The sequence below is a fragment of the Paraburkholderia sp. IW21 genome, from assembly GCF_041321145.1.
Taxonomy (GTDB): Bacteria; Pseudomonadota; Gammaproteobacteria; order Burkholderiales; family Burkholderiaceae; genus Paraburkholderia.
This window is the reverse complement of record NZ_JBGGWA010000001.1, coordinates 789617-815985: the sequence shown is the minus strand read 5'-3', so window position 1 is coordinate 815985 and position 26369 is coordinate 789617. Positions and strand designations below refer to the sequence as shown.

Annotated in this window: 25 protein-coding genes and 1 pseudogene; 17 read left to right on the top strand and 9 right to left on the bottom strand. The window is 61.4% G+C overall.

Annotated elements, in window-relative coordinates:
* Positions 1-176 precede the first annotated feature (176 nt).
* Positions 177-1115: an SMP-30/gluconolactonase/LRE family protein gene (locus ACAX43_RS03550; protein WP_370707017.1), complete on the bottom strand. Its 939-nt coding sequence runs from the start codon at positions 1113-1115 to the stop codon at positions 177-179.
* 799 nt (positions 1116-1914) lie between these two features.
* On the opposite strand from ACAX43_RS03550, the gene ACAX43_RS03545 reads away from it, so the two are divergent.
* On the top strand, positions 1915-2619 hold the full coding sequence (locus ACAX43_RS03545) for a LuxR family transcriptional regulator (RefSeq protein ID WP_370707016.1): 705 nt from the start codon (positions 1915-1917) through the stop codon (positions 2617-2619).
* Here ACAX43_RS03545 and ACAX43_RS03540 read toward each other — a convergent pair.
* The gene (locus tag ACAX43_RS03540) at positions 2603-2920 is read right to left on the bottom strand and encodes an XRE family transcriptional regulator (protein ID WP_370707015.1); all 318 of its coding nucleotides are present in this window, start codon (positions 2918-2920) and stop codon (positions 2603-2605) included. The genes ACAX43_RS03545 and ACAX43_RS03540 overlap by 17 nt on opposite strands.
* Positions 2921-3074: 154 nt before the next feature.
* Between ACAX43_RS03540 and ACAX43_RS03535 the strand changes: the two genes are divergently transcribed.
* Entirely contained in the window at positions 3075-3668 is a 594-nt protein-coding gene (locus ACAX43_RS03535; protein WP_370707014.1) for an acyl-homoserine-lactone synthase, read from the top strand.
* 92 nt (positions 3669-3760) lie between these two features.
* Here the strand turns inward: ACAX43_RS03535 and ACAX43_RS03530 are convergent, their stop codons facing one another.
* Positions 3761-4450, bottom strand: coding sequence for a FadR/GntR family transcriptional regulator (locus ACAX43_RS03530; RefSeq protein ID WP_370707013.1), 690 nt, complete (start codon positions 4448-4450; stop codon positions 3761-3763).
* A 699-nt stretch (positions 4451-5149) separates the two neighbouring features.
* Between ACAX43_RS03530 and ACAX43_RS03525 the strand changes: the two genes are divergently transcribed.
* The 6 genes from ACAX43_RS03525 to ACAX43_RS03500 all read left to right on the top strand — a co-directional run bounded on the left by ACAX43_RS03525 (position 5150) and on the right by ACAX43_RS03500 (position 11938).
* Positions 5150-5806: a helix-turn-helix domain-containing protein gene (locus ACAX43_RS03525; RefSeq protein WP_370707101.1), complete on the top strand. Its 657-nt coding sequence runs from the start codon at positions 5150-5152 to the stop codon at positions 5804-5806.
* 132 nt (positions 5807-5938) lie between these two features.
* The gene (locus tag ACAX43_RS03520) at positions 5939-7252 is read left to right on the top strand and encodes an SUMF1/EgtB/PvdO family nonheme iron enzyme (protein ID WP_370707012.1); all 1314 of its coding nucleotides are present in this window, start codon (positions 5939-5941) and stop codon (positions 7250-7252) included.
* A 425-nt stretch (positions 7253-7677) separates the two neighbouring features.
* A complete protein-coding gene (locus tag ACAX43_RS03515; protein WP_370707011.1) occupies positions 7678-8658 on the top strand; it encodes a 2-keto-3-deoxygluconate permease in 981 nt (326 codons plus the stop codon).
* Positions 8655-9926 carry a four-carbon acid sugar kinase family protein gene (locus tag ACAX43_RS03510; RefSeq protein ID WP_370707010.1) on the top strand — a complete coding sequence of 424 codons (1272 nt, stop codon included), beginning with the start codon at positions 8655-8657 and terminating at the stop codon, positions 9924-9926. The genes ACAX43_RS03515 and ACAX43_RS03510 overlap by 4 nt, the downstream gene beginning before the upstream one ends.
* Before the next feature lie 63 nt (positions 9927-9989).
* Positions 9990-10991, top strand: coding sequence for a 4-hydroxythreonine-4-phosphate dehydrogenase PdxA (gene pdxA, locus ACAX43_RS03505; protein ID WP_370707009.1), 1002 nt, complete (start codon positions 9990-9992; stop codon positions 10989-10991).
* Between the two features lie 158 nt (positions 10992-11149).
* Positions 11150-11938 (top strand): DeoR/GlpR family DNA-binding transcription regulator, encoded by a 789-nt coding sequence (locus ACAX43_RS03500; RefSeq protein ID WP_370707008.1) that lies wholly within the window; start codon positions 11150-11152, stop codon positions 11936-11938.
* A 116-nt stretch (positions 11939-12054) separates the two neighbouring features.
* Here ACAX43_RS03500 and ACAX43_RS03495 read toward each other — a convergent pair whose 3' ends face one another.
* Complete coding sequence (locus ACAX43_RS03495) at positions 12055-12420, bottom strand: VOC family protein (RefSeq protein ID WP_370707100.1); 366 nt, start codon at positions 12418-12420, stop codon at positions 12055-12057.
* Between the two features lie 147 nt (positions 12421-12567).
* Positions 12568-14682: an ATP-binding protein gene (locus ACAX43_RS03490; RefSeq protein ID WP_370707007.1), complete on the bottom strand. Its 2115-nt coding sequence runs from the start codon at positions 14680-14682 to the stop codon at positions 12568-12570.
* A 48-nt stretch (positions 14683-14730) separates the two neighbouring features.
* On the opposite strand from ACAX43_RS03490, the gene ACAX43_RS03485 reads away from it, so the two are divergent.
* Positions 14731-14913 (top strand): hypothetical protein, encoded by a 183-nt coding sequence (locus ACAX43_RS03485; RefSeq protein ID WP_370707006.1) that lies wholly within the window; start codon positions 14731-14733, stop codon positions 14911-14913.
* Between the two features lie 387 nt (positions 14914-15300).
* Here ACAX43_RS03485 and ACAX43_RS03480 read toward each other — a convergent pair.
* Positions 15301-15351, bottom strand: a pseudogene (locus ACAX43_RS03480) (hypothetical protein); the annotation flags it as partial.
* A 26-nt stretch (positions 15352-15377) separates the two neighbouring features.
* On the opposite strand from ACAX43_RS03480, the gene ACAX43_RS03475 reads away from it, so the two are divergent.
* The 3 genes from ACAX43_RS03475 to ACAX43_RS03465 are packed head-to-tail and all read left to right on the top strand — an operon-like array spanning position 15378 to position 17793.
* On the top strand, positions 15378-15623 hold the full coding sequence (locus ACAX43_RS03475) for a ferrous iron transport protein A (protein ID WP_370707005.1): 246 nt from the start codon (positions 15378-15380) through the stop codon (positions 15621-15623).
* Positions 15620-17470, top strand: coding sequence for a ferrous iron transporter B (locus ACAX43_RS03470; protein WP_370707004.1), 1851 nt, complete (start codon positions 15620-15622; stop codon positions 17468-17470). Before ACAX43_RS03475 ends, ACAX43_RS03470 begins: the two co-directional genes overlap by 4 nt.
* Positions 17467-17793 (top strand): DUF6587 family protein, encoded by a 327-nt coding sequence (locus ACAX43_RS03465; RefSeq protein WP_370707003.1) that lies wholly within the window; start codon positions 17467-17469, stop codon positions 17791-17793. Before ACAX43_RS03470 ends, ACAX43_RS03465 begins: the two co-directional genes overlap by 4 nt.
* A 280-nt stretch (positions 17794-18073) precedes the next feature.
* Here the strand turns inward: ACAX43_RS03465 and ACAX43_RS03460 are convergent, their stop codons facing one another.
* Both ACAX43_RS03460 and ACAX43_RS03455 read right to left on the bottom strand, forming a co-directional pair.
* Positions 18074-18235 carry a hypothetical protein gene (locus ACAX43_RS03460; protein WP_370707107.1) on the bottom strand — a complete coding sequence of 54 codons (162 nt, stop codon included), beginning with the start codon at positions 18233-18235 and terminating at the stop codon, positions 18074-18076.
* A gap of 274 nt (positions 18236-18509) precedes the next feature.
* Positions 18510-19766: a flavin-dependent oxidoreductase gene (locus ACAX43_RS03455; RefSeq protein ID WP_370707002.1), complete on the bottom strand. Its 1257-nt coding sequence runs from the start codon at positions 19764-19766 to the stop codon at positions 18510-18512.
* 298 nt (positions 19767-20064) lie between these two features.
* Between ACAX43_RS03455 and gtdA the strand changes: the two genes are divergently transcribed.
* The 4 genes from gtdA to ACAX43_RS03435 all read left to right on the top strand — a co-directional run bounded on the left by gtdA (position 20065) and on the right by ACAX43_RS03435 (position 23189).
* Positions 20065-21117 carry a gentisate 1,2-dioxygenase gene (gtdA, locus tag ACAX43_RS03450; protein ID WP_370707001.1) on the top strand — a complete coding sequence of 351 codons (1053 nt, stop codon included), beginning with the start codon at positions 20065-20067 and terminating at the stop codon, positions 21115-21117.
* A gap of 60 nt (positions 21118-21177) precedes the next feature.
* Positions 21178-21876: a fumarylacetoacetate hydrolase family protein gene (locus tag ACAX43_RS03445; RefSeq protein WP_370707000.1), complete on the top strand. Its 699-nt coding sequence runs from the start codon at positions 21178-21180 to the stop codon at positions 21874-21876.
* Positions 21877-21935: 59 nt separating this feature from the next.
* Positions 21936-22580: a maleylacetoacetate isomerase gene (maiA, locus tag ACAX43_RS03440; RefSeq protein ID WP_370706999.1), complete on the top strand. Its 645-nt coding sequence runs from the start codon at positions 21936-21938 to the stop codon at positions 22578-22580.
* A gap of 120 nt (positions 22581-22700) precedes the next feature.
* On the top strand, positions 22701-23189 hold the full coding sequence (locus ACAX43_RS03435) for a MarR family winged helix-turn-helix transcriptional regulator (protein WP_370706998.1): 489 nt from the start codon (positions 22701-22703) through the stop codon (positions 23187-23189).
* Positions 23190-23267: 78 nt separating this feature from the next.
* Here the strand turns inward: ACAX43_RS03435 and ACAX43_RS03430 are convergent, their stop codons facing one another.
* Complete coding sequence (locus tag ACAX43_RS03430; protein WP_370706997.1) at positions 23268-24857, bottom strand: ABC transporter substrate-binding protein; 1590 nt, start codon at positions 24855-24857, stop codon at positions 23268-23270.
* Between the two features lie 390 nt (positions 24858-25247).
* Between ACAX43_RS03430 and ACAX43_RS03425 the strand changes: the two genes are divergently transcribed.
* On the top strand, positions 25248-26327 hold the full coding sequence (locus ACAX43_RS03425) for a porin (RefSeq protein WP_370706996.1): 1080 nt from the start codon (positions 25248-25250) through the stop codon (positions 26325-26327).
* Positions 26328-26369: the final 42 nt, after the last annotated feature.

Here is a 26369-nt window from a genome sequence, read left to right as displayed (position 1 = left end):
CAGAACTGCCGATGTCAAGCAAATACTCGCGACAACCCTTTGCTCACGAAATCGGCTGTTTATGGATGAAATCCCGCTATTTCAAGGATTTGCGCGCTTTATCCGAGGGCAAACCCGAAGCTCCCAGGTGGCGCCCGACGAATACTTGTCAGGCGACCTGCCCGTGCACCGCGGACTCACCCGCCCTGGACGCCCTGCGTATTCACATACAGCGAATACAGCCCGTGGCTTGCCGCCATAAACAGCCGGTTGCGATGGCGACCGCCAAAGCACACGTTCGCGCAGCGCTCCGGCAACGCAATATGGCCGATCGGCTCGCCTTGCGGCGTGAAGACGCGCACGCCGTCGAGTTCGTCGGTGCCCATGCCCCAGCCGCACCACAGATTACCGTGGGCGTCGACACGAAAGCCGTCCGGCGTGCCCGGGCCGGCGTCGATCAATACCCGGTTGTTCGACAGCGCAGTGCCGTTGCCACCGACGTCGAACGCACGAATCTTGCGCGGCTCGCCACGCGATTCGACGATATACAGCACGGATTCGTCCGGCGAGAACGCGAGACCGTTCGGGCCGAGCACGTCATCGGCGACCACTGTCACCTCGCCGGAGTGGCCGTCGATGCGGTACACGCACGCGGCCAGTTCCGACGCCTGCCGCTCGCCCTCGTAGAAGCTGTCGATGCCGAAGGTCGGATCGGTGAACCAGATCGAACCGTCCGACTTCACGATCACGTCATTCGGCGAATTGAAGCGCTTGCCGCGAAAACGGTCGGCCAGCACGGTAATCGAGCCGTCGTATTCGGTGCGCGTCACGCGGCGCGTCAAATGCTCGCAGGTGACGAGGCGGCCCTGGCGGTCGCGCGTGTTGCCGTTGGCATTGTTCGACGACTGGCGAAACGTGGTGACCGTGCCGCTCGGTTCGTCCCAGCGCAGGATGCGGTCGTTGGGAATGTCGCTCCACAGCAGAAAGCAGCCGTCGCCGAACCAGACCGGCCCCTCCGACCACCGCGCGCCTTGATACAGACACTCGACAGAGGCAGATGCAAGGATCAGCGACTTGAAGCGCGGATCGAGCACGCGGATGGAGGGGTCAGGATAGCGTCGGTTGTTGTCGGTCATGCTTGTGCTTTGGATGATGGCGGTTGATGGTGACAGCGCGCCGACGCTCGTTACGCCCGGCATGCCAGCGCGCGGTGAAAGCGCCCGCAATCAAAGATGTCAGGGCGGCGCGGCTTCTGCGCGTGCAGCCTTTGCGCCGCATGGTCGATCTTCGCATGATGTTCGGACGGCGTCGAACCTGGCAGCGGCATCGCCGTGATCCGACGCGGCAACTCGTTGCCGGGAAGTAGAGGATTTGTTCAACCGCCCCAAATGCACCGACACGGGCACCCGAAGCAGCAAGGGAGTCGCAATGCTGTCAAACAACCTAGTCATGCGGCATTGTCGCAAACCCCATCAGGAAGCCAAAGAGGGCGAACGCCGGTGCGCCGTTTTGATATGACAATTTCAACGAATTAGCGGGCGTTCGTGGATCACGGCCACAAAAAAAGCTCATTAACGCTCGGCAATAAGCTCGTTTTTCATGGAGTTTCGACATATACCGGCTTTCAGATTGGTTTGACAATAAATGTTGCCAATCAAAAGCATCAAATAAGCTGCCACGCGGAAATTACCCATTTTATCGATACGTGAATGTTATTTGCGGCAAGAAAATCCGATATAAGGAGTAATTCCTTCGCTTCTTCGAAGAGTCAGCGTTGTTGCTATTTCTTTCGAAATCGCTGCCGGCTTTGTAAAATGATTTAGTGATAGATTGTGAAGATAAAAACAGCCGGACAGAACACCGCACCGCTATTAACCGCAACTGGACGTTTGCGAGTCTGAGAGAACAAAATTGCCGCTACATTATATCGAGCAGATGGCACCGCTACTGAACGCCGCTGATGAAGCGGAATGGTTCGGCGCAATCGTGGGCCTTGCCGACACATGGGGCTTCGAAAAGCTGTTGATCGCCATGCTGCCGCGTCCGACCATTCGCCTTGAAGACGCGTATGTGCGCAGCACCTACGCGCCAACGTGGCGCCGTACCTATGATGAACAGGGGTTGGTGCACATCGACCCGACCGTCTCGCATTGCGCGACGCGCGCCACGCCGCTGATCTGGTCGCCGGACATTTTTACGACCGCGCCGCAGCAGTCGATGTATGAAGAAGCCCGCTCGCACGGCCTGCGAGCCGGGGTGACCTTGCCGATTCATGGGCCGAATCAGGAAGCCGGCATGCTGTGCTTCGTCAACGACAGTAATCCGACCGACGCATTTTGGCGCCATGTCGACGTTGCATTGCCGAATCTGGTGTTATTGCGCGATCTGGTGATCGACACCAGTCAACACCATTTGAATACGCACGCCCAGACTTTAATGCCCAAGCTCACGCCGCGCGAACGCGAATGTCTGAAATGGACCGCACGCGGCAAATCCACCTGGGAAATCTCCCATATCCTGATCTGCTCGGAAGCCGTGGTGAACTTCCACATGAAAAACATCAGGACCAAATTCGGAGTGAATTCGCGGCGCGCGGCGGCCGTGATCGCCGCGCAGTTGGGGCTTATTGACCCGGGTTGAGTAAAGCGGCGGCGTCGCGGCTGTAAAGCACGCGCTCGGCCCGGCCCAGATCGGCGTCGGAAACGGTTTTAGTGAAGTAAAGGCCCAGCAGGATCGACACCGGCGCCGGAATTTCAGCGCCCGATTCGAACCGGCTGCCACGCGACTGTGTCACGCCGAAACGTGCCCAGAAACGGCGCTGACTCTCTTTTTTCTTTTTGCGGTAGGCAATGATCAGAACGCGATCCACCGCCGACGAGGGTTCCGCCGGACGAGTCTGGACGGAAGGTTGCGGTTGCCAGTGATTTTCGAGAAGTTCCATTTGAGTATCCCGTCGGTTGAGTGCTGAGGCTTATCTCGAATTCTGCGTTATCCGATCCGCATGTACACCTATCCAGGTGGGTAGGTGGCAAAACGATTCAAAATGCATAAGTTTTCTTGCGTATTGGGTACCCCAACACGTTCAGGAGAACGCCATGCAAACAGCAATCCGGATTGGAATGCGGCAAGAATTCGACAATGCAGACATCAACGAGATGTACCGCCTGCGGGCGCGGGTATTTCACGGGCGGCTCGGGTGGGACATCCCGACCATCGCGGGCATGGAGATCGACGGTTACGACGCGCTCGGGCCGCACTACATGCTGATTCAGGGCGACGACCGCCACGTGCGCGGCTGTTGGCGCCTGATGCCGACGGAGGGGCCGAACATGCTCAAGGACACCTTCCCGCAGTTGCTGCACGGCGCGGACGCGCCGGTCGGGCGGCATATCTGGGAATTGAGCCGGTTCGCGATTGAAACCAGCGGCGAGGAACAATCGTTCGGCTTCGCCGACCTGACGATGCACGCGATTCACGAACTCGTGACCTTCGCCGACCGGATGGGTATCACGCGTTACGTCACGGTGACCACTACGCCGATCGAACGACTGCTGCGCAAGACCGGAATCGACATCAGCCGGCTCGGATCGCCCCTGCAGATCGGCGTGGAACGGGCGGTGGCGCTGGATATCGCGGTCAGTCCGAAGACCCGCACGGCCCTGTTCGGGCCGATGGCTGCCGCTGCTTAGCGATTGGGGGCAAGTTCGGCTTCGGGCCGCGCTTTCGGTTGCCGCTTACGGTGACCCAGCCATGGCGGCCCGGTAGCGGCCCGCGCGGAATGTCAGGAGCCGAACATCCGCTCGAGCGCATTCTCGAGATGGGCTCGCATCGCCTTCCCGGCGGCGGGGCCGTCCTTGCGGCGAATCGCATCGAGCACGGCCATATGTTCGGCCTGCACGAGCCGCTGCCGCTCCACGGTCTTCACGAGCGACAGATTGCGCGACAGGTTCATGCTGAACACAATCTGTTCTTCGATGAACGACATGACCGTGATGAAAAACGGGTTCTTCGACGCGCGCGCCACCGCCAGGTGGAACATGAAATCGTCTTTAGCGCCAATACCCTGAGTTTCGATGATGTGTTCCAGTTGATCCCATGCGTGCTGGATCGCGGCGATGTCGTCGGCATCGGCTTTGAGCGCCGCCTGCTCCGCCGCGCCCGCCTCGGTCACGACGCGAAATTCATAGCAGCGGCGGATATCGGACAGCGTTTCGAGCGGCGCAAAGCGGCGCACGTCCGGATCGGGGCGCCGTGCGACCGTCGTGCCCGAGCCGTGCCGCGTCATGATGATCCCGTCCGCCCGCAGACGCGCCAGCGCTTCCCGCACGGTCGGCCGCGACGTCGCAAAGCGTTCGGCCAGCGCATGTTCAGTAGGCAGCCGCTCGCCTTCCTTGTACTCGCCTTCGAGAATGCGATTGAGAATGTCGCCGTAGATCTTGTCGGGCAAGCCCGTCGTTTTGCGCTCGTTCATCAGCGGTGCTGAAGCAGCTTGTCTGAGTAGATTCAGATTGTAAGGCAAACCTCGCCCTATCTTGATTTCATCGTTGTACCCACACGTATCAGGACCGCCGCAAACGCCCACCGCACGGTGTTCGCGACGCAAACGGCGCCACAAAAAAATTTGATAAGCGTTTGATTTACATCCCGAAGAGGATGCATCTTTTCAGTGATCATTTAAGCTCGTATCGGTAATAGATCCTACTGGCTCCGGTCGGGCGCAAACGGCCGCGGCATGCGAATCCTTCAGACGCGGAGTTGACATCTACACGCGCATCTCTGTCGCAATCGCCGGCAGCACCATTTCGCGCCGTGCGCTCGAAGCAGCGCTGACGGCGTGCACCCCGCCTCATCCGTAAAACCGAGCGGCGCTTTCGCCGTCAAGATTGCATAGCAGTCCAGAACCACATGCAGCGACGCGATCGTGATGTCGCTCAAGAAGCCTAACCGTGCGAACGCGTCATTTTGTCGCTAAACGGGGGGCGTGGCCGGTGGGACAATCCGTTATTACCCTGACAAATGGCTGCAGAACATGCTTACTCCTACCGCTGTTACTGGCTCGGCACGCACCGCCGATTCCATTGAGAGTCCGGCGCGGGCGCGCGGCGGTCGCCGTGCCGCGCCGCTGAGGGCCACCACCGCGCGCACCGCCGCTCGCTGCTCGAGCTGTTCGATGCGGCCGCTCTGCATGCCCCAAGGCTTGTCGCCCGACGAACTACCGAAACTCGAGGCGCTCATTTGCACCGCGCGTTCGGTGCAGCGCGGTGAAGCGCTGTATCGCAGCGGCGATCGCTTCGACAATATTTACGCCGTACGCTCCGGTTCATTGAAAACCGTGATGGCGCACCGTGACGGCCGTGAACAGGTCACCGGGCTACGCCTTGCCGGCGAAGCGCTGGGCCTCGACGGCATCAGCGAAGACATACATGCCTGCAGTGCCCTCGCCCTCGAAGACAGCACCGTTTGCATCGTTCCCTACACCGCCCTCAAGTCGCTGTGCCGCGAAATCAGTTCGATGCAGGAGCGCCTGCATAAGCTGCTGGGCGATCAGATCGTCCGCGAAGCTGGGCAGATGATGGTGCTCGGTTCACTTTCAGCGGACGAACGCGTAGCGGCCTTTCTGCTCGACGTGTCGGAGCGCAATGCGCAACGCGGCTATTCGTCGGCGGAATTCAACTTGCGCATGACACGCGAGGACATGGGCAGCTACCTTGGCATGACGCTCGAAACCGTGAGCCGCACCCTGTCAAGATTTCAAAAGCGCGGCCTGATCGACACACAAGGCAAGCACATCCGCATCGTCGACCTGGAAGGCCTACAGCAGGTGTAGGCCCCTGCGCACAGGACCGGGCCCGCGCAGCCACGTCCTCGTCCACTGGCCTTCTAGCGTGCTTGCGCCTTGGCATGGCTCCTGCGAGCGGGTACAGTCTTTAGTTCGTCCCCCGCAAGGAGACCTGGCGAAATGAATCGCGACCCCGCCCCGCATCACCCGCTCGTCCAGCGTCTGATCGAAGCGCGTCAAGTCACCGACGCCCTCTTTTCCATCGTTAAACCCGAGTTTCTTTATGAACGGCCGATCCGTGAGCGCCACCGGATCGTGTTTTACGTCGGTCATCTGGAAGCGTTCGACCGTAATCTTCTCGATCACCGCCTGTGCGACCTGCCGGCCTTCGATCCTCAGCTCGACGAACTTTTCGCGTTCGGCATCGATCCCGTCGACGCCGGCTTCCCAACCGACCAACCTGGTGACTGGCCGACACTCGACGCCGTGCGCGGCTACGCGCTGCGCGCCCGCGAGCAGATCGACCGCGAGCTCGACGCGCTGAGCGACTCGGCGCGAGTCGGCCGCGAAGGCGCGCACGCCGATGCGGCCGAGCAGTTGCTGAACGTGGCGATCGAGCATCGGTTGATGCACGCCGAAACGCTCGCGTACATGCTGCATCAGTTGCCGCTTGCGCAGAAGGTCGCCGACTTACGCGAGCCGGTCCTCACCCGTCATGACCGTGATGCCGCGTTGTCGTCGATGGTCAGCGTGCCGGCCGGCGCGACGGTGCTCGGCATGTCGCGCGAGAGCGGCCGTTTTGGATGGGACAACGAGTTCGGCGAAATGCGCGTCGACGTGCCCGCGTTCGAAATGGATCGCCACATGGTGACGAACGGCGCGTTTCGCGAGTTCATCGAGGCAGGCGGCTATCGCGAGCCGAAGTGGTGGACGGACAAGGATTGGGCCTGGAAGGAAGCCGAACATATCGCGCATCCCGCCTGCTGGTCGCAGCAAGCGGGAACCGCTCAGGGCGGCGCATGGATGCTTCGCACGATGTTCGACGAAGTGCCGCTGCCGCTCGACTGGCCCGCGTACGTGAGTCACGCCGAAGCCAGCGCCTACGCGCGCTGGGCCGGCAAGACGCTACCCACCGAAGCGCAATGGCAACGCGCGGCACATGGCGCACCGCACGCGGCGTCAGGCAATTTCGATTTTCGCAGCTGGGACCCGCAACCGGTCGACGCGTATCCGGATAACGTCAGCGCGTTCGGGGTGGAGGGTCAATTCGGCAATGGCTGGGAATGGACCTCGACGGTGTTTGAGGCATTGCCGGGATTTGAAGCGTTCCCGTTTTATCCGGGTTATTCCGCCAACTTTTTCGACGGCCAGCATTACGTGATCAAGGGCGGCTCCGCACGCACCGCGCGATGCATGTTAAGGCCGGCTTTTCGAAACTGGTTTCAGCCGCATTATCAGTATGTTTACGCGGGATTCAGGTGCGTGAAGGCGTGACGAATAAAGCGGAAGTTGAAAAGAAATTCCAGCTTCCGATGACCCGAGCATCGTCCGACGCGAGCGCCTATCGTCCGTGCATTGATCGAAATAATCACACAAAACACCCTATTGCATAGCAGCAATAACGGATGCAAGAATTCTCGCTCGCCCGGTCGGTCCCCGGCGGGCGTGTGTGTTTCCAAGCCGCAGCTCCGTCTGCGGCTTCTTTTTGGGTGCAAGATCCGAACGGCGCCCCAAGCGGGGATATTCGCATCTCCGCAATTTCTGGGGACAGCTTCCATCCCCTACACCCAACTTGAGCGATTCGATCAATAAAATGATCGATTTGCGCATTCATCCTCGATGGTCTACCATGCCAGTTGATCGTTTCAATCAAAATCACGACTGATCCAAGCATCCGTCGGTCCAACCAGGAGACTTGCATGGCCCAATTACGTATCAAACGCGGAATCGAACGCGTCCCCGGCGGAATGATGATCGTGCCCCTGCTACTCGGCTCGATGGTGGCGACCTTCATGCCCGGCATGCCGAAGTTCTTCGGCTCGTTCACCAATGCATTGTTTACCGGTGCACTGCCGCTCCTCGCCGTCTTCTACGTCTGCATGGGCGCGAGTATCGACGTGAAAGCCACGCCCTACCTGCTCAAGAAAGGCGGCGCGCTGTTCGCGACCAAGGTCGGAACGGCCATCGTCGCCGGCGTCGTGCTCGGCCACTTCCTGGGCGAACAGCCCATCTCGTCGGGCCTGTTCGCCGGGCTGTCGACGCTAGCCGTGGTCGCCGCAATGAACGACACCAATGGCGGCCTGTACATGGCGTTGATGGGACAGTACGGCCGCTCGGAAGACGTCGGCGCGTACACCATCATGTCGCTCGAATCGGGGCCGTTCCTCACGATGGTGACACTCGGCGTCGCCGGTCTGTCGGCCTTTCCGTGGCCGACGCTGGTCGGCAGCATCCTGCCGCTCGCGTTCGGCATGCTGCTCGGCAACCTCGACCGCGAAATGCGCGAGTTCCTCGGCAAGGCGGTGCCGGTGATGATCCCGTTCTTCGCGCTCGCGCTCGGCGCTGGTCTGGATCTGCACAAGGTGTGGCAGGCCGGGCTGCTCGGCATCGGGCTTGGGATCGCGGTGGTCATCGTCACGGGCATTCCGCTGTACCTGGCGGATCGCCTCACCGGGGGCACCGGCGTGGCGGGCGCAGCCGCGGCGAACACGGCCGGCAATGCGGCCGCGGTGCCGGCGCTGATCGCCGCCGCAAATCCGGTTTACGCCGACGCGGCAAAGAGCGCGACGCTCCTGGTCGCGGCGTGCGTGGTGGTGACCGCGATTCTCTCGCCGTTCCTGACCGCCGCTGTCGCGAAGCGGGTGGAGGAACGCCGCGCAGCGGGAGTACTGGCACGATGAGCATGCTGATCATCGCCGACGATCTTTCGGGGGCAGCCGATTGTGCGATCGGCTTCGCCTGCGCGGGCTACCGGACCGTGGTTACGCTCGACGCAGCGCAGCCGTTTCCCGCCGACGTGATCGCCGCCGATATCGACACGCGCCGGCTCGCCCCAGCGCAAGCTGGCGAGCGCGCGGCGGCGGTGTGGCAAACGTTCCGCCAGCCGGGCCGGCGTCTGTACAAGAAGATCGATTCGACATTGCGTGGCAACTGGGCCGCCGAGGTCGCCGCGTTGCAGCCGCTCGCCGGGCTCGCGATCGTCGCGCCCGCCTTCCCGGCCACCGGTCGCACGGTGCTCGGCGGTCAACTGTTCGTGCACGGCAACCCGCTCGTCACGACGGACACCTGGCAGCTCGAACACGCTAACCGCTGCGCCGACCCGCGCGCGATGCTCGCCGAAGCCGGTCTCACGACCGCGCTCGTCGATCTTCCAACGCTGCGCGAAGGCAGCGACGCGCTCGCCGCACGCATCGCACGCATCGCAGCGGACGGCACTCAGACGTTGATCGTCGACGCCGAAACCGCCGGCGACCTGCTCACGCTCGCACGCGCTACCGCGCCGCTGAACGACCGCCTGTTCTGGGTCGGCTCAGGTGGCCTCGCGCGCGAACTGGCCAGCATGCCCGGCCTGTTCGACGGCAGCGCGCGAGCCGATGCTGCGCGGCCGGCGCCGCGCGCCGCGCACGGCGCGCCGGTGCTGGTGATGGTCGGCAGCCTGTCGGCGGTCGCGGAGCGGCAATGCGCCGTGCTGCGCGAACAGGGAAACGTGCGCGAACTGATCGTGCCGCCCGCTGTACTGCGTTTGTGCGAGCGTCACACGGACTGGCCAGTGTGGCAGACCCGTATCGCTGCAGCGCTCGGCGCGCGCGTCGATCTGCTGTTGCGCATCGGCCGCGACGACGCGTTCGATCCGGTCGAAGGGGCATTGCTGTCCGCCGCGCTCGCGGCGCTCGCGCAGCCGCATTTCGCGGCATTGGGCGGGCTCGTCGTCACCGGCGGCGAGACGGCGCGGGCCATGCTCGGCGCGATCGGCATCGGCAATCTCGAACTCGTCGCGGAAATCGAAGCAGGTGTCGCCCTCGGGCAGCCGCTCGGCGCAGGTGCGCCGGCGCACTTGCGCGTCGTCACCAAGGCCGGCGCGTTCGGCACGGACCACGCACTGTATGCGGCTTGGCGTTATCTTCATGAACCGCCCGGCGGCGGCGCGGTATCACGACAGTCCGCCTGATCCGCGCGCTGCACGACCGTCACGCAAGCGCGCTTTACGCAATCAACGATTCAGGCACACATCATGAGCAACTATCTTCCCGTCATCGGTATCACCATGGGCGATGCCGCCGGCGTCGGCCCGGAAATCATCGTCAAGAGCCTGACGCACGACGTCGTCTACCAGCGGTGCCGTCCGCTCGTGATCGGCGACGCCGGACGACTCGAACAGGCCAATACGATCGTCGGCGGCAGCGCGAGCATCCGCCGCATCGAGAAGGCATCCGACGCGCGCTACGAGCCGGGCACGATCGAGTGCATCGACCTCGGCCTGATTCCCGCCGACCTGCCGTTCGGCCAGCTATCGCCCGTCGCGGGCGATGCTGCCTACCGCTACATCGCGCGCGCGGTCGAACTGGCCGAGGCCGGGCAGATCGACGCGATCTGCACCGCGCCACTGAATAAGGAAGCGCTGCACGCGGGTGGCCACAAGTTTCCGGGCCACACGGAAATGCTCGCGTATCTGACGGGTATCGAGGAAGTGTCGATGATGCTGGTCGCGCCGCAGCTGCGCGTGATCCACGTGACGACGCATATCGGCATCATCGACGCCATTCGCAAGATCGAGCCAGGCCTCGTGCAACGGACCATCCAGCGTGGCCACGACACGCTCGTGAAAGCCGGCATCGCGAAACCGCGCATCGGTGTGTGCGGCATCAATCCGCATGCCGGCGAGAACGGCCTGTTCGGCTACCGCGAGGAAGAGGAGAAGGTCATTCCCGCAGTGCAGGCTTTACAGGCGCGTGGTCTCGACGTGACGGGCCCGTTGCCCGCCGATACGCTGTTTTTCCGCGCGGGCCGCGGCGATTTCGACCTCGTGGTCGCGATGTATCACGACCAGGGCCATGGCCCGGTCAAGGTGCTCGGGCTGGACGCTGGCGTGAACGTGACGGTGGGGCTCGACGTGATCCGCACGTCGGTGGACCATGGCACTGCGTTCGACATCGCGGGCAAGGGCATCGCCGACGAACGCAGTCTGCTTGAAGCGCTGCGCCAGGGCGCCGAACTGGCGACCCGGCGCGCTTGACGACGCGCTGCCGCCCGATGCGCTGCCGTCGCGGCGCGGGCACGCCGCGGGGGGACGCGGACACTGGTTCGCCCTGACTGCGTCGCCGCGTGACCGCACGCGTGCGCGCGCAGCCGTGGTGTAAGATCGGCAGCCCTGTTCCAAACCCGACGACAATCATGAAAGCGTCTGAACGCCACCGCGCGATCCTCGATCTGATCCTGACCCGCGATGCGAACGTGGAAGAACTGGTTGTCACACTCGGCGTCTCCGAAGCGACGATCCGGCGCGATCTGACGACTCTCGCGAGCCAGCGCCGTCTGGTGCGCACCTATGGCGGCGCAACCGCATTGATCGGCGCGCATGAGCCGGAGGCGTCGCTGGAGGAACGCAAGGCAGCGCAGCACGAACAGAAGGAAGCCATTGCGAAGGCGGCCGCCGCGCACGTGCAGGACGGCGATGCGGTGGTGCTCGACGGCGGCACCACTTGTGCGGCGCTCGCGCGGCATCTGATGGCGCGCCGCGAGTTGCACGTCGTGACCAATAATCTGCTTGCCGTGATGACGCTCGCGAATGCGCCGGGCGTCCATGTGACGCTGATCGGCGGCGACCTGCGCAGTTCGAGCATGAGCACGCTCGGGCCGCTCGCGGAAGTGGTGCTGAGCAGGCTGAGCGTCGACAAGGCATTCCTCGGCGCGGACGGCGTGGTCGCCGAGTTCGGTTTGTGCGAGGCCAGCGCCGAGCAGGCTTATCTGAAGGACTGCATCATCCGGCGCTCCGCGCAGATCATCGTGCTCGCCGACGCCGACAAGCTCGGGCGCGCACGCCAGCAGCACTGGACGCCGATCGAGCGCGACTGGCGACTCATTACGACAACGGCTGCCGACGCGAGGCAGCTCGCGCCGTTTTTGGCAATCGAACGGGTCACCGTCGAAACCGCCCCGCTCGCCGACGTTGAACCTGCGTAAAACGCGGCGACGCTGCGGGTCGCAGACCGCGCCGCAGTTTTCCCGCAGTTGCTCGCGTAGCGCTTCCTGAAGCACCGTAATAAATCAGCGCCAGCACGTAAAAGCAGACTCTTGCGCTACGCCGCACCGGTCGGGGCGTGTTGCAGAATGTTAATAAGCTTTCCCAACGGATCTCTGACATAGAAGCGGCGTACGCCCCAAGGCTCATTGGCCGGCCCATACTCTATAGCCGCGCACAGTTGCTGTGCTCTCCTCAATGCCTCTTCCAGGTCATCAACCTCTATGGAGAGATCCGGCACTGGCGTATCACTACCACCTTGGGTGGCGACACTAACCTGCACCGTCATCTTCTCCGAAGAGGTATAGGTGCGGATCCAGCCGTGATCCATCGAGAGCCTGAGGTCAAGCAACGCACGGTAAAAGCGATCTGCCGCCTCGAGATCGGCGGCCGCGATGTTTGCGACGATTCTCTTGACTCGCATCTTCTGCCTCATGATTTTTGACGCAAGCACGCCTGTCGGCGCGGCTTTTGGCGGAACCTTGATGAAAGCCGATGACGACGGCCACGGCTGCAGCATATATTGGCGTCACAACTGATGCCAGCCATGTTCACAGGAGCGCTAGCAAGTTCAGTAACCCTGCTGGCGCAGCTGTTGGACCCTCCGGTCGAGTTTCGCGATCAACTGCCCGCATTGGCCCCGCAAGTCATCCCACTGCGCCGTCGCACACGCCAACTCCAGCGCACTGCAATCAGCCGCGACGGCGTCGGCGCCGATGGTCAGCAGCGCGCCCTGAAGTCGATGCAGACGGCGCCGCAGTTTCTCCCGCAGCCGTTCGCGTAGCGCTTCCTGAAGCACCGTGCGGTCATCCTTCCAACTGTGCGCAAATGCATCGTGCAGCGCTGGATCGATCGACAACGGCGACACGTTGCCGTTGTCGATCGTGTCCGCGCTCATCGCCGGCACTGGTGTACGACTGTGAGTGAGCACGGTGAACACACGCCGCAAATCAGCCAGCGATACGGGTTTATGCAGGACGTCAGAAAAACCCGCCTCCATGGCAACTGTGTCCGAACTTCCCGAGGCCGTAGTGGCCACGATAAGCGCACACGGGTTGTGTTCGCGGATTTTTCCCATCAGGCCGATACCGTCCAGCTCCGGCATACTGATGTCAGTGATCGTCACATCGGCGGGAGTATCGAGCCACATTTGCAGCGCTTCCTGGCCGTTCTGTGCATGACGCACGCGGTTGTAACCCAATATATTCAGTTGATCCGAGATCAACATCCGGCTCAACGGCTCGTCTTCGGCCACCAGGATATCCGGCTGCCAGATCGGCTCGTTTGAAGCCTCGATTTTCGGGTGGCCTGCATCGGCCGCCTTGCTGCTATCGCTTGTGAAGCTCCGCAAGGCACGCAGAAGAGAATTGGCCGACAACGAGGTGACGTAGACGTGGTCGTCCTGGCAATCCGGTAGCAGCGGTCCTGCGGGACTCGCGACCACCACACCGAGGGTGGCCGCGGCCGCGACAGCGGGGAACGAGGCGCCGCCGTCCGGAGCTGCAACGAGGCGTATGTGAGGCGCGGCGCGCGTAGACCCGCTAGAAGCGGCCTGCGGCAACAGCGTTGCGCCCCAACCTTCCACCCGCGTCGCCAGCGAATGTTTCCATCCGGGCATTTCGCAGATCACCTCGACAGTCAGTCCGGACAGCGGTTTGTCCGTCGGCACGTAGGGCGCCTGCACGAGCTCGACCGGCAACTCGAAAGCGAACACGCTGCCTGTGCCAGGCTCGCTGGTCAGCGTCATGCGCCCGTCCATCAGACCGGCCAGTTTGCGGCACAGGAACAAGCCGAGCCCGGTGCCACCGAAGCGGCGGCTGATCGTGCCGTCGGCCTGCGCGAGCGGCATGAAGAGCGATGACTGCAGCGCGGCCGGAATGCCGATGCCCGAGTCGGCGACCTCGATCCGCACCCAGAGGCGCCCGTCCAGGAGGCGCAGCAGTTTCGACGAGAGCACGATGTGCCCGGATTCGGTAAATTTCGCGGCGTTGCTAAGCAGATTCTGAATGATCTGCGTGACCCGCTGCTCGTCGGCCTCGACTTGCAGATCGAGCGCCGGGTCCGTATTGCACCAGAATGCCAGACCTCGCTGCAGGATAGTGGCCGCGAAATTTTGCGCGCAATGCTCAAGCACATCGTTCAGGCAGACGGGCGCCGCGCTCACTTTCAGCGCATGGGCTTCGACCTTGGTGAGGTCGAGGATATCGTTGACGATACCGATCAGACTATCGAACGCTCGCCTGATCAGAGCGACACGCCCGTGCTGCTCCGCGTTCAGCGGCGTGTGCGACAGCAGTTCCAGGTTACCCAGCGCGCCATGCAGCGGCGTGCGGATTTCGTGGCTCATCACCGCGAGAAACATCGACTTGGCCTGGTTGGCGCGGTCGGCTGCCGCTTTCGCTTCATGCAGAAGCGATTCGTTCGCCTTGCGCTCGTTGATATCGACGAGCCCGAGCAGTAACACGTCGCGGCCGGCAAAGCGGGTTTCGGACAGCGCCGCACCGATATGCGTCTGGCGCCCTTCGCCCAGTTCCCATTGCGCTTCGACGAATGCGTGTCGCGCCCGTTCGATGAAAGCCGCGCCACGATGTGCGTTGGCGTCGTCGCGTTCCTGTACGACCTGGCGATAGAAGCGGATGCGCTCCGCCTGGCCGCCGTTGCCCAGCATGCGCTGCCGATCGCGCAAGCGCTCACGCAGTTGCCGGTCGGCGGCATCACGCCGGAGTCAATTCCGGTGAGCAACGCTAACAGCACCGTGCACGTGATTGTAAAACTCGACTCAAAGCGTCCAACAAACGTGCTGGGGTTCGACCAGGCGAAAGACAGGATTCGCCAGCAGTTGCAGGCACTCGCGCGGCAAAAGGCTACGACCGCGTTTGCCGCCAAGCTGGTGAAGGGTGCAACAATCACGCAATAGCGATCGCCTCAAAGACCGGAAAAGAACCCATGCGAGGCATGCACCGACGCAGCCGCCTGGCGATACAACGTCGGAATCGACATGCCAGGATTCCGACCCTGTCCTTTGGGGGACGCCGCTGGCGCACCGCTTCGTCGCCGACCCGGTCCTGCTGCCGGAATACTGTCGACTTAACGGAATCGGTGAGAATGCTTCCGTGAAAGCCGCACCGGCGTCAGGCCGATTTGCTCAGGCTGATAGTACCGTCTGGCCTGTATGGCACGCCTACGCGCCGCTTTTTATGGTGGCGTTCTATCCGAATCTCGCCCGATCAGTAACGCCCTCTTACGAACAAAGTCCATTTTCTGAGCAAGCGTGCGCCCTCTTCGCTATTGCGTCGCGAACAATTTAACGCGACAGCCGCCGTAACAGGTCTAACAAATTCCTACACCCAGAACATTCTCACTTCCAAACGTGGAGGCCACATGCGCTTGTCCGAACTCCCCAAAGGCGCCTCCGCTCTCGTTGAGAGCGTCCAGGATATCCATGACGCCGATGCGATCGCACAGCGTCTGCGCGATCTCGGTTTCGTGCCTGGCGAGCCAGTACGTATAGTGGCCTCCGGCCCCTGGGGCGCGGACCCGATCCTCGTTCAGATCGGGTCGACCCGCTTCGCGCTGCGTCGTGCTGAAGCCAACCGGGTCAGTGTGCGCGAGGCAAACCGTTCATGAGCTCGGGCAATTTACGCGTCGCCCTCGTCGGCAATCCAAACTGCGGCAAGACCGCGCTCTTCAACCGGTTGACTGGTGGTCGTCAGAAAGTCGCTAACTATGCCGGCGTCACAGTCGAGCGCAAGGAGGGCCGCTTCACCACGTCATCGGGACGCCAGGTTCAATTGCTCGATCTACCCGGTGCGTATAGCTTCGAATCCACAAGCCCTGATGAGCGTGTTACCCGAGATGTACTGCTGGGCCGTTATCCGGGCGAAGCAGTTCCAGACCTCATCGTGTGCGTCGCGGACGCGACCAATCTGCGTTTGCATCTGCGCTTCGTGCTTGAAGTCAAACGGTTGGGACGTCCGGTCGTGCTGGCGCTGAATATGATAGATGCAGCCGCCCGACGTGGGATCACGATTGATGTTCCGGCGCTCCAGCGAAGGCTCGGCGTGCAGGTCGCGCAGACGATTGCTGTCCAGCGCAACGGCGCGCGATCGTTGATCGAACTGATCGATCTCGTCGACGCCCAGACATCGTACACGCACGCCTCAGTAGCCGATACCCAGCAGAGCTGCAACGATCTGCACGCCGAAGTGCGTGCCCTCCTCAATGCCACAGTGACAATGCCACGTGCAACCGACGCTCGCGACGACGCGATTGATCGCTGGGCACTGCATCCCGCTTTTGGTCCCGTCATCCTGGCACTGGTCATGTTTTTTGTCTTTCAGGCGGTCTATTCGGTAGGCAAGCCGATGACCGATATGATCGGCGACGGCTTTACGTGGCTCAGCGTCACAACAGGAACGTGGTTGCCGGATGGTCCGTTGCGCAGCCTTGCCACCGATGGTCTGCTTGGCGGTCTGGGTACCGTGCTCGGATTCCTTCCAGAAATTCTGGTGCTGTTCCTGTTCATTCTGATTCTGGAAGAGTCGGGCTATCTGCCGCGCGCAGCGTTCCTGCTTGATCGTATGATGGTTTCAGTGGGGCTGACCGGGCGCTCATTCATCCCGCTCCTGTCCAGCTTCGCCTGCGCGATTCCTGGCATCATGGGCACGCGCAGCATCACCAATCCGCGCGATCGTCTGGCGACCATTCTCGTTGCGCCGTTGATGACCTGTTCGGCACGCCTGCCGGTTTACGCGCTATTGATCGGTGCATTCATTCCGACCTACCGCATCCTGGGTGTTTTCAGTCTCCAGGGACTCGTGCTGTTCGCGCTGTACGCTGCGGGCATTGCCGGCGCAATGGCGGTGGGCTGGGTACTAAAGCGCCTGCGCCACGATCAGGGCGAGCACGCGCTACTGATGGAACTGCCTTCCTATCGCCTGCCTGAAGCGCGCGATATTGGTATCGGTTTGTGGGAACGCGGCAGCATCTTTCTGAAGCGCCTGACCGGCGTGATCCTCGCGCTGACAGTGCTGATGTGGTTTATCTCGACTTTCCCGTCACCGCCCGCCGGTGCCACCGGTCCTACGATCAACTACACGTTCGCCGGTTATATCGGCTGTGGCTTGAAGTACATCTTCGCGCCGCTGGGATTCAACTGGCAGATCAGTCTGTCGTTGATCCCCGCCTTCGTTGCGCGTGAAACGGCAGTCGCCGCGCTTGCCACGGTTTACGCCGTAGGCGCAGACGCCGATGCAGTCGGCCTTAGCCACACGCTCGCCACCAACTTCTCTCTCGCGAGCGCGCTGTCGCTGCTGGTGTGGTTTGCGTTTGCACCGCAATGCATGTCGACGCTGGCGGTAATTCGCCGCGAAACGTGCTCGTCGCGTAACGTGGCGATATCGTTTGGCTACATGTTCGTGGTCGCCTACGCGGCGTCGTTTCTAACCTACCAGATAGCGAGGTGGTTCACGTGAGCCTGAGTCTCGACGTACAGTATGGGGTCATCGCACTGCTGGTGTCGCTCAGTGTGCTTTACACCTTCCGCCAGCTCGCTCCACAGCTGGCTACGCGCTGTCGGGCAATGGCCGCAGCCGCGCTGCTGCAATCTGAGCATGGGCGCGCGGTGCAGGCTTTAGGCCGGTGGCTGCGGCAGAGCCAGGCCGCCGCGAACTGCGGTGAAGGATGCGGTACCTGCGGCAGCTGTTGCGTCTCGCAGTCGGCCGAAGAAGCTTCCGAAGAGCGCCCGGAAGGCTCGATCAGCTCGACACCTTCCTGCCAGATCGCCGCGACCACCTAGGTGGCCGGGCAAGTTGCTGACGCCGGCGGAAAAGCCTACCTCTACGACTTCAATTTTCAGTCGACCCAACCGAACATGTTTGCAGGACATTGTTTCGACCTACCGTTCCTTTTCGGAAACGTTGAACAATGGGGCAACGCGCCGATGCTGGATGGTCTGGACATGGGGATCGCTCGAAGTCTTTCGGCAAAGATGCGCGAAGCGTTCACCCGCTTCATCGAATCCGGTGATCCCGGGAGTTCGTCTATCCCATCGCGGCAAGCCGTCACCGCGTCGGCAGCTAGGTCAATGCAGTTTGACCGAATCCCTGCTCGGCCATTATTTCGACCAGATCGCGCAAGCTTAGCTTGTAGCGAAGGTACCAACGCACGCACAGAACAATGATCTCCTGATCAAAATGCCGACCATTGAACACCCCCTCCAGACCTTTCCCCTTGCTCATCACCGGCCACCAGATTGATTGGATCGCTACTTTAACAATCCAATGAGCCTATTTGCGCCAGAACCTTCGAGTCTTCGGGCCATGATCCGAAGACTTGGGCGCTCGCTGACCATGCATGTTTGCTGGTGAAGCGCCCATCGTCGCGCGACACATTGCTGCGCGCCGGCCTGTAAAATTCCCTCTATGTCCGGTCCACTTTCCGGGCAATGGCGAGTCCTGTCCGCCATTGTTCCGCCCACGCTTCAACGTGACTCCAACGTGCCACCCTCAGACATCACCCCACCCGCTGCTTCGCCCTCAGGTCGTCGAGATGAAAACCAGCGACCGTCTTGTACTGGTTCGCGATCTGACTTAACTCTTCCGCACTGACCACATCTTCGATCCGCCCAAAGCGCTGCCCTTGCGTGCGCTCATAGACCACCTGCAAAATCCGGTCGGGCGGCGCTTTGCGATTCATCAGCACGACATCGCCCGTCGCCTTGACGCGCGCTCGATCATAAGCGAGCAATGCCTCTTCGCACACGCCCAGTTCCGCACAACGATCCGCCAGAATGCGCGCGTCCAGAATCGCCTGCCCGGCGCCGTTCGAACCGCGCGGCACCATTGGATGCGCCGCGTCCCCCAACAGCGTGATGCGACCGAATGTCCAGCGCCGCAGTGGATCCTGATCGACCATCGGGTACTCCAGAATCGTCTCCGTCGCTTCGATCATCGCGGCCACGTCGAGCCAGTCGAAATGCCAGTCCGCGAATGCAGGAAAGAAATCGGCAAGGCGTCCCTTACCATTCCAGTCACGGCGCGCGGGTTGCGGCGACTCGATCTCGGCGACCCAGTTCATCAACTGATTGCCTGCGGCATCCACGTTATCGCGGATCGGGTAAATGACCATCTTGCCGTGCGTCAGCCAGCCCGCACGCACCATGCTGCCCCCCGTAAGGAACGGTGACGCTGTGATCGTTCCGCGCCACATGTTGAAACCGGAATAGCGCGGCGCGCCTTCGTTCGGATAGAACTGTTTGCGAATCGCCGAGTGAATGCCGTCACACGCCACAATCGCCGCGCCGCTAGCGAGATGATCGTTGCCGGCGCTATCGGTAAAGCGCGCGATTGCGCCGTTTTCGTCCTGGGTTGCGCTGATACAGCGACGGTCTGTCACAACGCTGTCCGGCCCCAGGCGTTCAAGCACCGCCTTGAGCAATACGCTCTGCAGGTCGCCGCGATGGATCGAGAACTGCGGATGATCGTAACCGGCAAAACGTCCAGCCGGCTCGCGGTAGATCAGTTGTCCGTGGCGATTGAAAAACACTGACTCCTGCGTCGTCACACCGACCGCCGCCAACTCGGCGAGCAGATCAAGTTCCGCCAACTCACGCGTCGCATGGGGCAGCAGGTTGATCCCAACCCCGAGCGGCCTGATTTCAGGCGCCGCTTCGAAAATGCGGCTCGCGATGCCTGCCTTGTGCAACGTCAACGCCAGCGTCAACCCGCCAATCCCTGCACCAACGATAACGACCCCACTATCCTTTTTCATCTGTCTCCTCTTTCGCGATGAGCGCCGATCAGCGCGCCGTTGAATCCGTCTCTCACGCTGCATGGCTATTCATCATTTACGCAGACGTCTGCCTAAATATAGTGAGCCATTCCTGCTTCGTCAAGCGATTCATCCGGACAACGGAATTCATTTGACACGATGATCAAGATTCAATATCGTTTGACATACGTCTGCCGATTATTCGTCAGAGAACCCTTACGCATCCTCACGTATCGCCGAATAGACATACGCCGTTCGACGAGACACGGCGGTTCCAGAAAAGGACAGGAGACATGCAATGAACACCAGCCTTCCCACGTCAGACAGGAAAGCTTTCTACGAGCAGATCCGCGAACTCAACATGATTCCCCTGTGGGAATCGCTTAGTACGCTGGTGCCGCATCAGCCCAATGGACCCTGTGTGCCCGCGCTGTGGAAATGGCGTGACGTGCTGCCCTACATCGAGCAGGCCGGCACATTGATCACGGCAGAGGAAGCCGTGCGCCGCGTGCTCGTGCTCGAGAACCCCGCGCTGCCCGGCCACGCCAGCGTGACGCAATCGCTCTATGCCGGATTGCAGCTGATTCTGCCGGGCGAGGTAGCGCCGGCCCACCGCCACGTGCAATCGGCGTTGCGCTTCATCGTCCATGGCCGTGGCGCTTATACGGCGGTCGACGGCGAACGCACGACCATGATGCCGGGCGACTTCATCATTACCCCGAGCTGGACCTGGCACGATCACGGCAACGATGGCATTGACGGCCGCAGCGAGCCGGTCGTCTGGCTCGACGGCCTGGATATTCCGATGATTCGCTTCCTCGACGCGGGCTTCGAGGAAAAGAGCACGGCCATGTCGCAACGCGTTACCCGTCCTGAAGGAAATGCGCTCGCGCGCTATGGACACAACCTGTTGCCTGTCGACTACCAGCCTTCGTCGCCGACCTCGCCCATTTTCAGCTACCCGTACGACCGCACGCGCGAAGTGCTCGAGCGTCTCTATCGCGATGGTGAGCTCGACGCATGGCATGGCGTCAAGCTGCGCTACGTCAACCCGGCAACCGGCGGCTGGCCCACGCCGACGCTTGCCACTTTCATGCAGTATCTGCCGGCCGGGTTCTCAGGCAAACCGTTCCGCAGTACCGACGGCGCCGTGTATTCGGTCGTCGAGGGAACCGGACGCGCGGTCATCGACGGACAAAGCTTCGAATTCGGCCCGAAGGATCACTTCGTCGTGCCGTCATGGAAAACGTTCACGCTGCACGCAAACGACGATGCGGTGCTGTTCAGCTTTTCAGACCGGCCGGTGCAAACCGCGCTCAACATTCTGCGCGAAGAAAAGCTGGACGCGTGAGCGCGGCACTGGCGATCGCAGCGATCAGCACAAAACACCATCACACATGGAGAATATTCAATGAATCTGGTCTTTGAGTCCGCGCCTACGGTAACGGTCCCGGTTACCGGTTCGGACGAGGCATTTCCTGTCCGTCGCATCTACTGTGTCGGGCGCAACTACGCCGCCCACGCGCGCGAGATGGGCTTCGATCCCGACCGCGAGCCGCCGTTTTTCTTCTGCAAGCCGACCGACGCCATTGTCTATGTCGCGCCGGGCACCACGGGTGAATTTTCGTACCCCTCCGAAACGGACAACTGCCACTACGAAATGGAACTGGTCGCCGCCATTGGCAAGGCGGGTAAAAATATCTCCGTCGACGACGCACTCGATCACGTGTTTGGCTATGCACTCGGACTCGATATGACGCGCCGCGATCTGCAAATGGAGATGCGAAAAATGGGTCGCCCATGGGATATCGGCAAGGCATTCGATCACTCCGCGCCGATCGGCCCACTGCATCGCGCTGAACAGACGGGGCACCCGAAAGACGGTGCGATCTGGCTGAACGTCAATGGCACGTCGAAGCAACGCGCGGACGTCTCGCAACTGATCTGGTCGGTCGCGGAAACGATCGCGTATCTGTCGCGCTTCTTCGAACTGGCGCCAGGCGATCTGATCTATACCGGCACGCCCGAAGGTGTCGGCGCAGTGGTCAAGGGCGATACGATGCATGGCGGCATCGACGGTCTCGGCGAATTCCAGGTCAAAGTGGTCTGAACGACTCACGTCACATCGGAGCATAACGCTCGTAATGCTCCGTCCATCGAGGATATGCCGTGCAGCTTCACAATTTTTTCCGCAGCTCCGCATCGTATCGGGTACGGATTGCACTAGGTCTGAAAGGCCTGCCGTTCGACTACCTACCCGTGCATCTGTCACGCGACGGCGGCGAGCAGTTCGCGCCCGCCTATCGCTCGCTCAGCCCGGAGGCGCTCGTCCCCGTGCTCAGGAACGGCGAGGTGTCGCTCCATCAGTCGCTTGCGATCATCGAGTACCTGAACGAACTGCATCCCGATCCACCGTTACTGCCGGGCGACCCGCTCGGCCGCGCCAGCGTGCGTGCGCTGGCTTTGGACATTGCGTGCGATATCCATCCGCTCAACAACCTGCGCGTGCTCAAATATCTTGGCGATACGGCCGGGCTGACAAAAGAAGCGCGAGACGCCTGGTATCACCACTGGATCCACACGGGTTTTTCCGCGCTGGAAACAAGGCTTGCGCAAGGTCACACAACGGGTGAATTCTGCCACGGCGATCAACCAACGCTAGCCGATCTCACACTCGTGCCCCAGGTTTTCAACGCGCAACGATTTAACGTCGATCTGAGCGCCTATCCGGTACTCAGCCGCATCGCGCAGCGCTGCCTGCAGTTGCCTGCGTTCGCTGCGGCTGCTCCCGAGCAGCAGCCTGACGCACAGTAACCTGCGCGGATGACGCCCGTCATCCGCCCCGCTCTGCAACCCGCCGTCACACTGCGCGATAATATCGGCCAGTCACGCTTGCCGCCCGACCGCGGGTGGCCCACTTCCTGATACGATTCCATGGCAAAGAACCCCGTGGCGCGCGATACGCGCCAGACTCCGCTCGACCGTCTGTACGCCCGCCCCGGTTTCATGATCCGGCGTGCCCATCAGATCTCGACCGACCTCTTCATCGAAGCCTGCGCTGCGCTCGACATGACGCCCAGCCAGTACGGCGTGCTGTACATCCTCTTTCACAGCGGCCCGCTCGAACAGATCGGCATTGCACGCCTGATCGGCCTCGACCGCTCGACGACCGCGCTCGTCGTGAAGATTCTGAGCGAGCGCGGCCTGCTCGAAAAAGCAAAAAGTGAAACGGACCAGCGCAAAGTGGAAATCTCTCTGACCGAAGCGGGGCGGCAGTCCTTTCGCCAATGCGAGCGCTACGCGCAGAAATCGGTCGAAGCGCTGCTCGCGCCGTTCGAGCCTGCCGAACGCACGCAATTTCTCGCGTTGCTCGACAAGTTCGTTTCGCACTTCAACGACAACACACGCGTGACGCTGGGATAAAACGAACCAGCGAGCCCATGCTCGCCGATCCGTTCGCCGATGGCGCGTCCGCTAAATGCACGCGGGGGCGCCCGGCGATTACTTCGCCGGTGCGGCGTCGAATCCGTACATCTGCGAATCGACTCGCGGCACGACATGAATTCCGTTGCGCGCGGCGAAGGTCGAAACCTGCAGATGCGTCGGAATGATGCCCACTTCATCGTGCAACACCTTCGACGTTTCGCGGTCAAGCGTCTCACGCTTCGCAGCGTCGACCGTTGCCAGCCCCGCATTCAACGGCTTCCAGAAGTTCGGCGAATCGTACGTCTGGATGTTGATCTTGCGGAACGGATTGTTGGTCGGATTCGAGAACAGCGATTCGAGCTGCACGCCCATGTCGCCCGCGTCCGCGCCCCAGCCGATCATGAAGAAACCCAGTTGCAACTGGTTCACGCGCGAGATGAAGGTGCCCATCGGCTGCGTCTCGACCTTGGTCTTGCAACCGATGCGCGTCAGCATTTGCGCAACACCCTGTGCCAGTTGCGAGTCGTTGACGTAACGATCGTTCGGTGCAAAGAGTGTCAACGAGAAGCACTCGGGATAGCCGGCTTCGGCCAGCAGCTTCTTCGCTTCGTCAGGCTTGTACGGATCGGGCGGCAGCGCCGGGTTATAACCGAACATCGTGCTCGGCACGCTGTTCTGCGTCGCAACGCCCAAGCCTTGCAAAACCCGGTCGACCAGCACCTGACGATTGATCGCGAGCGAGAACGCACGACGCACGCGCACATCCTTGAACGGATTCTTGCCCAACGGCTTGCCGTTGTTGTCCGTCACATACGGCGCGTTGTCGTTGATCTGATTCATCACCCAGAACACCATCAGCGTGCTTGGCTTCGTGTAAACGGCGAGCTTCTTGTCAGCCTTGATGCGCGCGACATCCGCGCTTGGCACATCGATCACCGCATCGACGTCGCCCGACAGGATGGCCGCCACGCGCGCCGCTGCGTTCGGCAGGATACGCACGATCACCTTGTCATAGGCCGGCTTGTTGCCCCAATAAGCGTCGTTGCGTACGAGTTCGACGCGGTCACCCCGCAAGAAGCGAGAAAACTTGTAAGGCCCCGTGCCGACGAGTCCCTTGCCCGTTTCGAAGTCTTCGCTCTTGAGTCCCTGCGTGTCTTTCTTCGACAGCATGAAAATCATCGACAGATAGTTTGGCAGCACAGCCAGCGGCCGGGCCGTGGTCAGCTTGACCGTATACGGATCGACCACCTCCACCTTGGTGATGTCTTTCGTGAATACGCCGAACGTAGCCGGCGAATTGGTCAGCGTATCAGGACGCGCGAGCGAATAGACCACATCGTCTGCCGTGAACGACGAGCCGTCCTGGAACTTGACGTTCTTACGCAGCTTGATTTCCCACGTCTTGTCGTCGAGCGGCTTCCACGACTCGGCGAGTCCGGGTTGCAAGCGGCCGTCCGGCGACATGTCGATCAACGGCTCGAACACGTTGCGCGCAACGTTGCGGTTACCCGGCAAGTTGGCGAACTGCGGATCGAGCGACGTGACGTCCGCGCTGACCCCATACCTGAATTCCGCTGCACCTGCATTCTGCTGCACGAACACGCTCGCGGCCAACGCACCGGCCATAACTGCCAACCGGCCCCAGCCCCGCAATGTTGTTCCCATCTCCGTCTCCTATATGTGCAGAACCCGCAAGGGTACCCGCTTTATTGAGGGAACCGTAAGCGGCTCCCACCTGAAAACAGCGCACCGAACTGAACACAAGCGCAATAGCGGCAAGTGTGCGGCGGCGTCACTTCGTGTTTACGAGCATCGTCATCGCGCGAAAATGCTTTCTGTATAACTATATTATCGTTATACACTTCTATCGAAGTCAAGCACTGCTCAAGTTGATGACGGGCGATGCAGGACCATCGTGCAGCCTTTCGTTTAACCAATGAAATGGTTGCGCGTGCAACACGTTGCGAGGCAGGAACAACCGCGAACGAAACCTCGCAAAACATGCGGCATCTTTAACAAACTTAGCGCAGACTATTCATGAAAAGGAGACAAACAATGAGAAAGACCCTCGCCGCACCTCTTGCTGCCGTGTCACTTTGTACTTTTGCGGCGGGTGCACAGGCGCAGAGCAGTGTGACGATTTACGGGATCGTCGATTCGGGCATCAGCTACGTTAGCAATAGCAACGGTCATTCCGCGTGGGTCTTCGACACGGGCGTCCCACAGGGCAACCGCCTCGGCTTCCAGGGCACGGAAGATCTCGGTGGCGGCATGAAAGCGCTGTTTCGCCTCGAGAACGGCTTCAACCTGAACAACGGCAGCATGGGTCAGGGTGGTCTCATGTTCGGGCGCCAGGCTTACGTCGGCCTGTCGAATCAGATCGGTACACTGACGCTGGGCCATCAGTACGACTTCATGGGCGACGTCATCGGCAACTATTCGATCGCCTATGTCGCCGGCGTGTATGCGTTCCATCAGGGCGACTACGACCGCGTATCGGGCGACCGGCTGGACAACACGGTCAAGTTCGTCAGTAATAACTTCGGTGGCTTCACCGCTGGCGCGATGTACGGATTCGGCAATACGGCGGGCAACTTCCATCAGAACAGCTCGATGAGTTTCGGCCTGACCTACGATCATGGCCCACTCAGTCTCGGCGCGGCCTATACGGATATCAATAACTTCCGCATCGATCCAATCAACGATCTGGGCGTCAACACGCTGTTCGGCCAGCCACTGACGGGCCCGATCGTGGCGGACAGCATGAAGACATGGGGTCTTGGCGGCAGCTATTCGATCGGCAAGTTCGGCATCATGGCGAACTACACCGGCACGCGAATTCTGCATATGGGCAATGCGTCGACACTCTCCACCGTCGAAGGCAGCTTGCTGTACCACTTCACACCGGCACTGGTCGGTGGCGCCGGATACGCGTGGTCGAAGCTCGAGAATTCGCACTGGGGCCAGACGTCACTCGGGCTCGACTACTTCCTGTCGAAACGCACCGACCTGTATGCTCAAGTGAACTATCAACAGGCAAGCGGTGACGGTGCGCATGCGGTTATTCTGACGCTGCCGACTTCGAGCACCAACAAGCAGGTCGTCGCAGGCATCGGCATACGCCACAAGTTCTAATCGATTGATCGCGAGACGTGCCGCTCGATTGCGAGAGTCGAG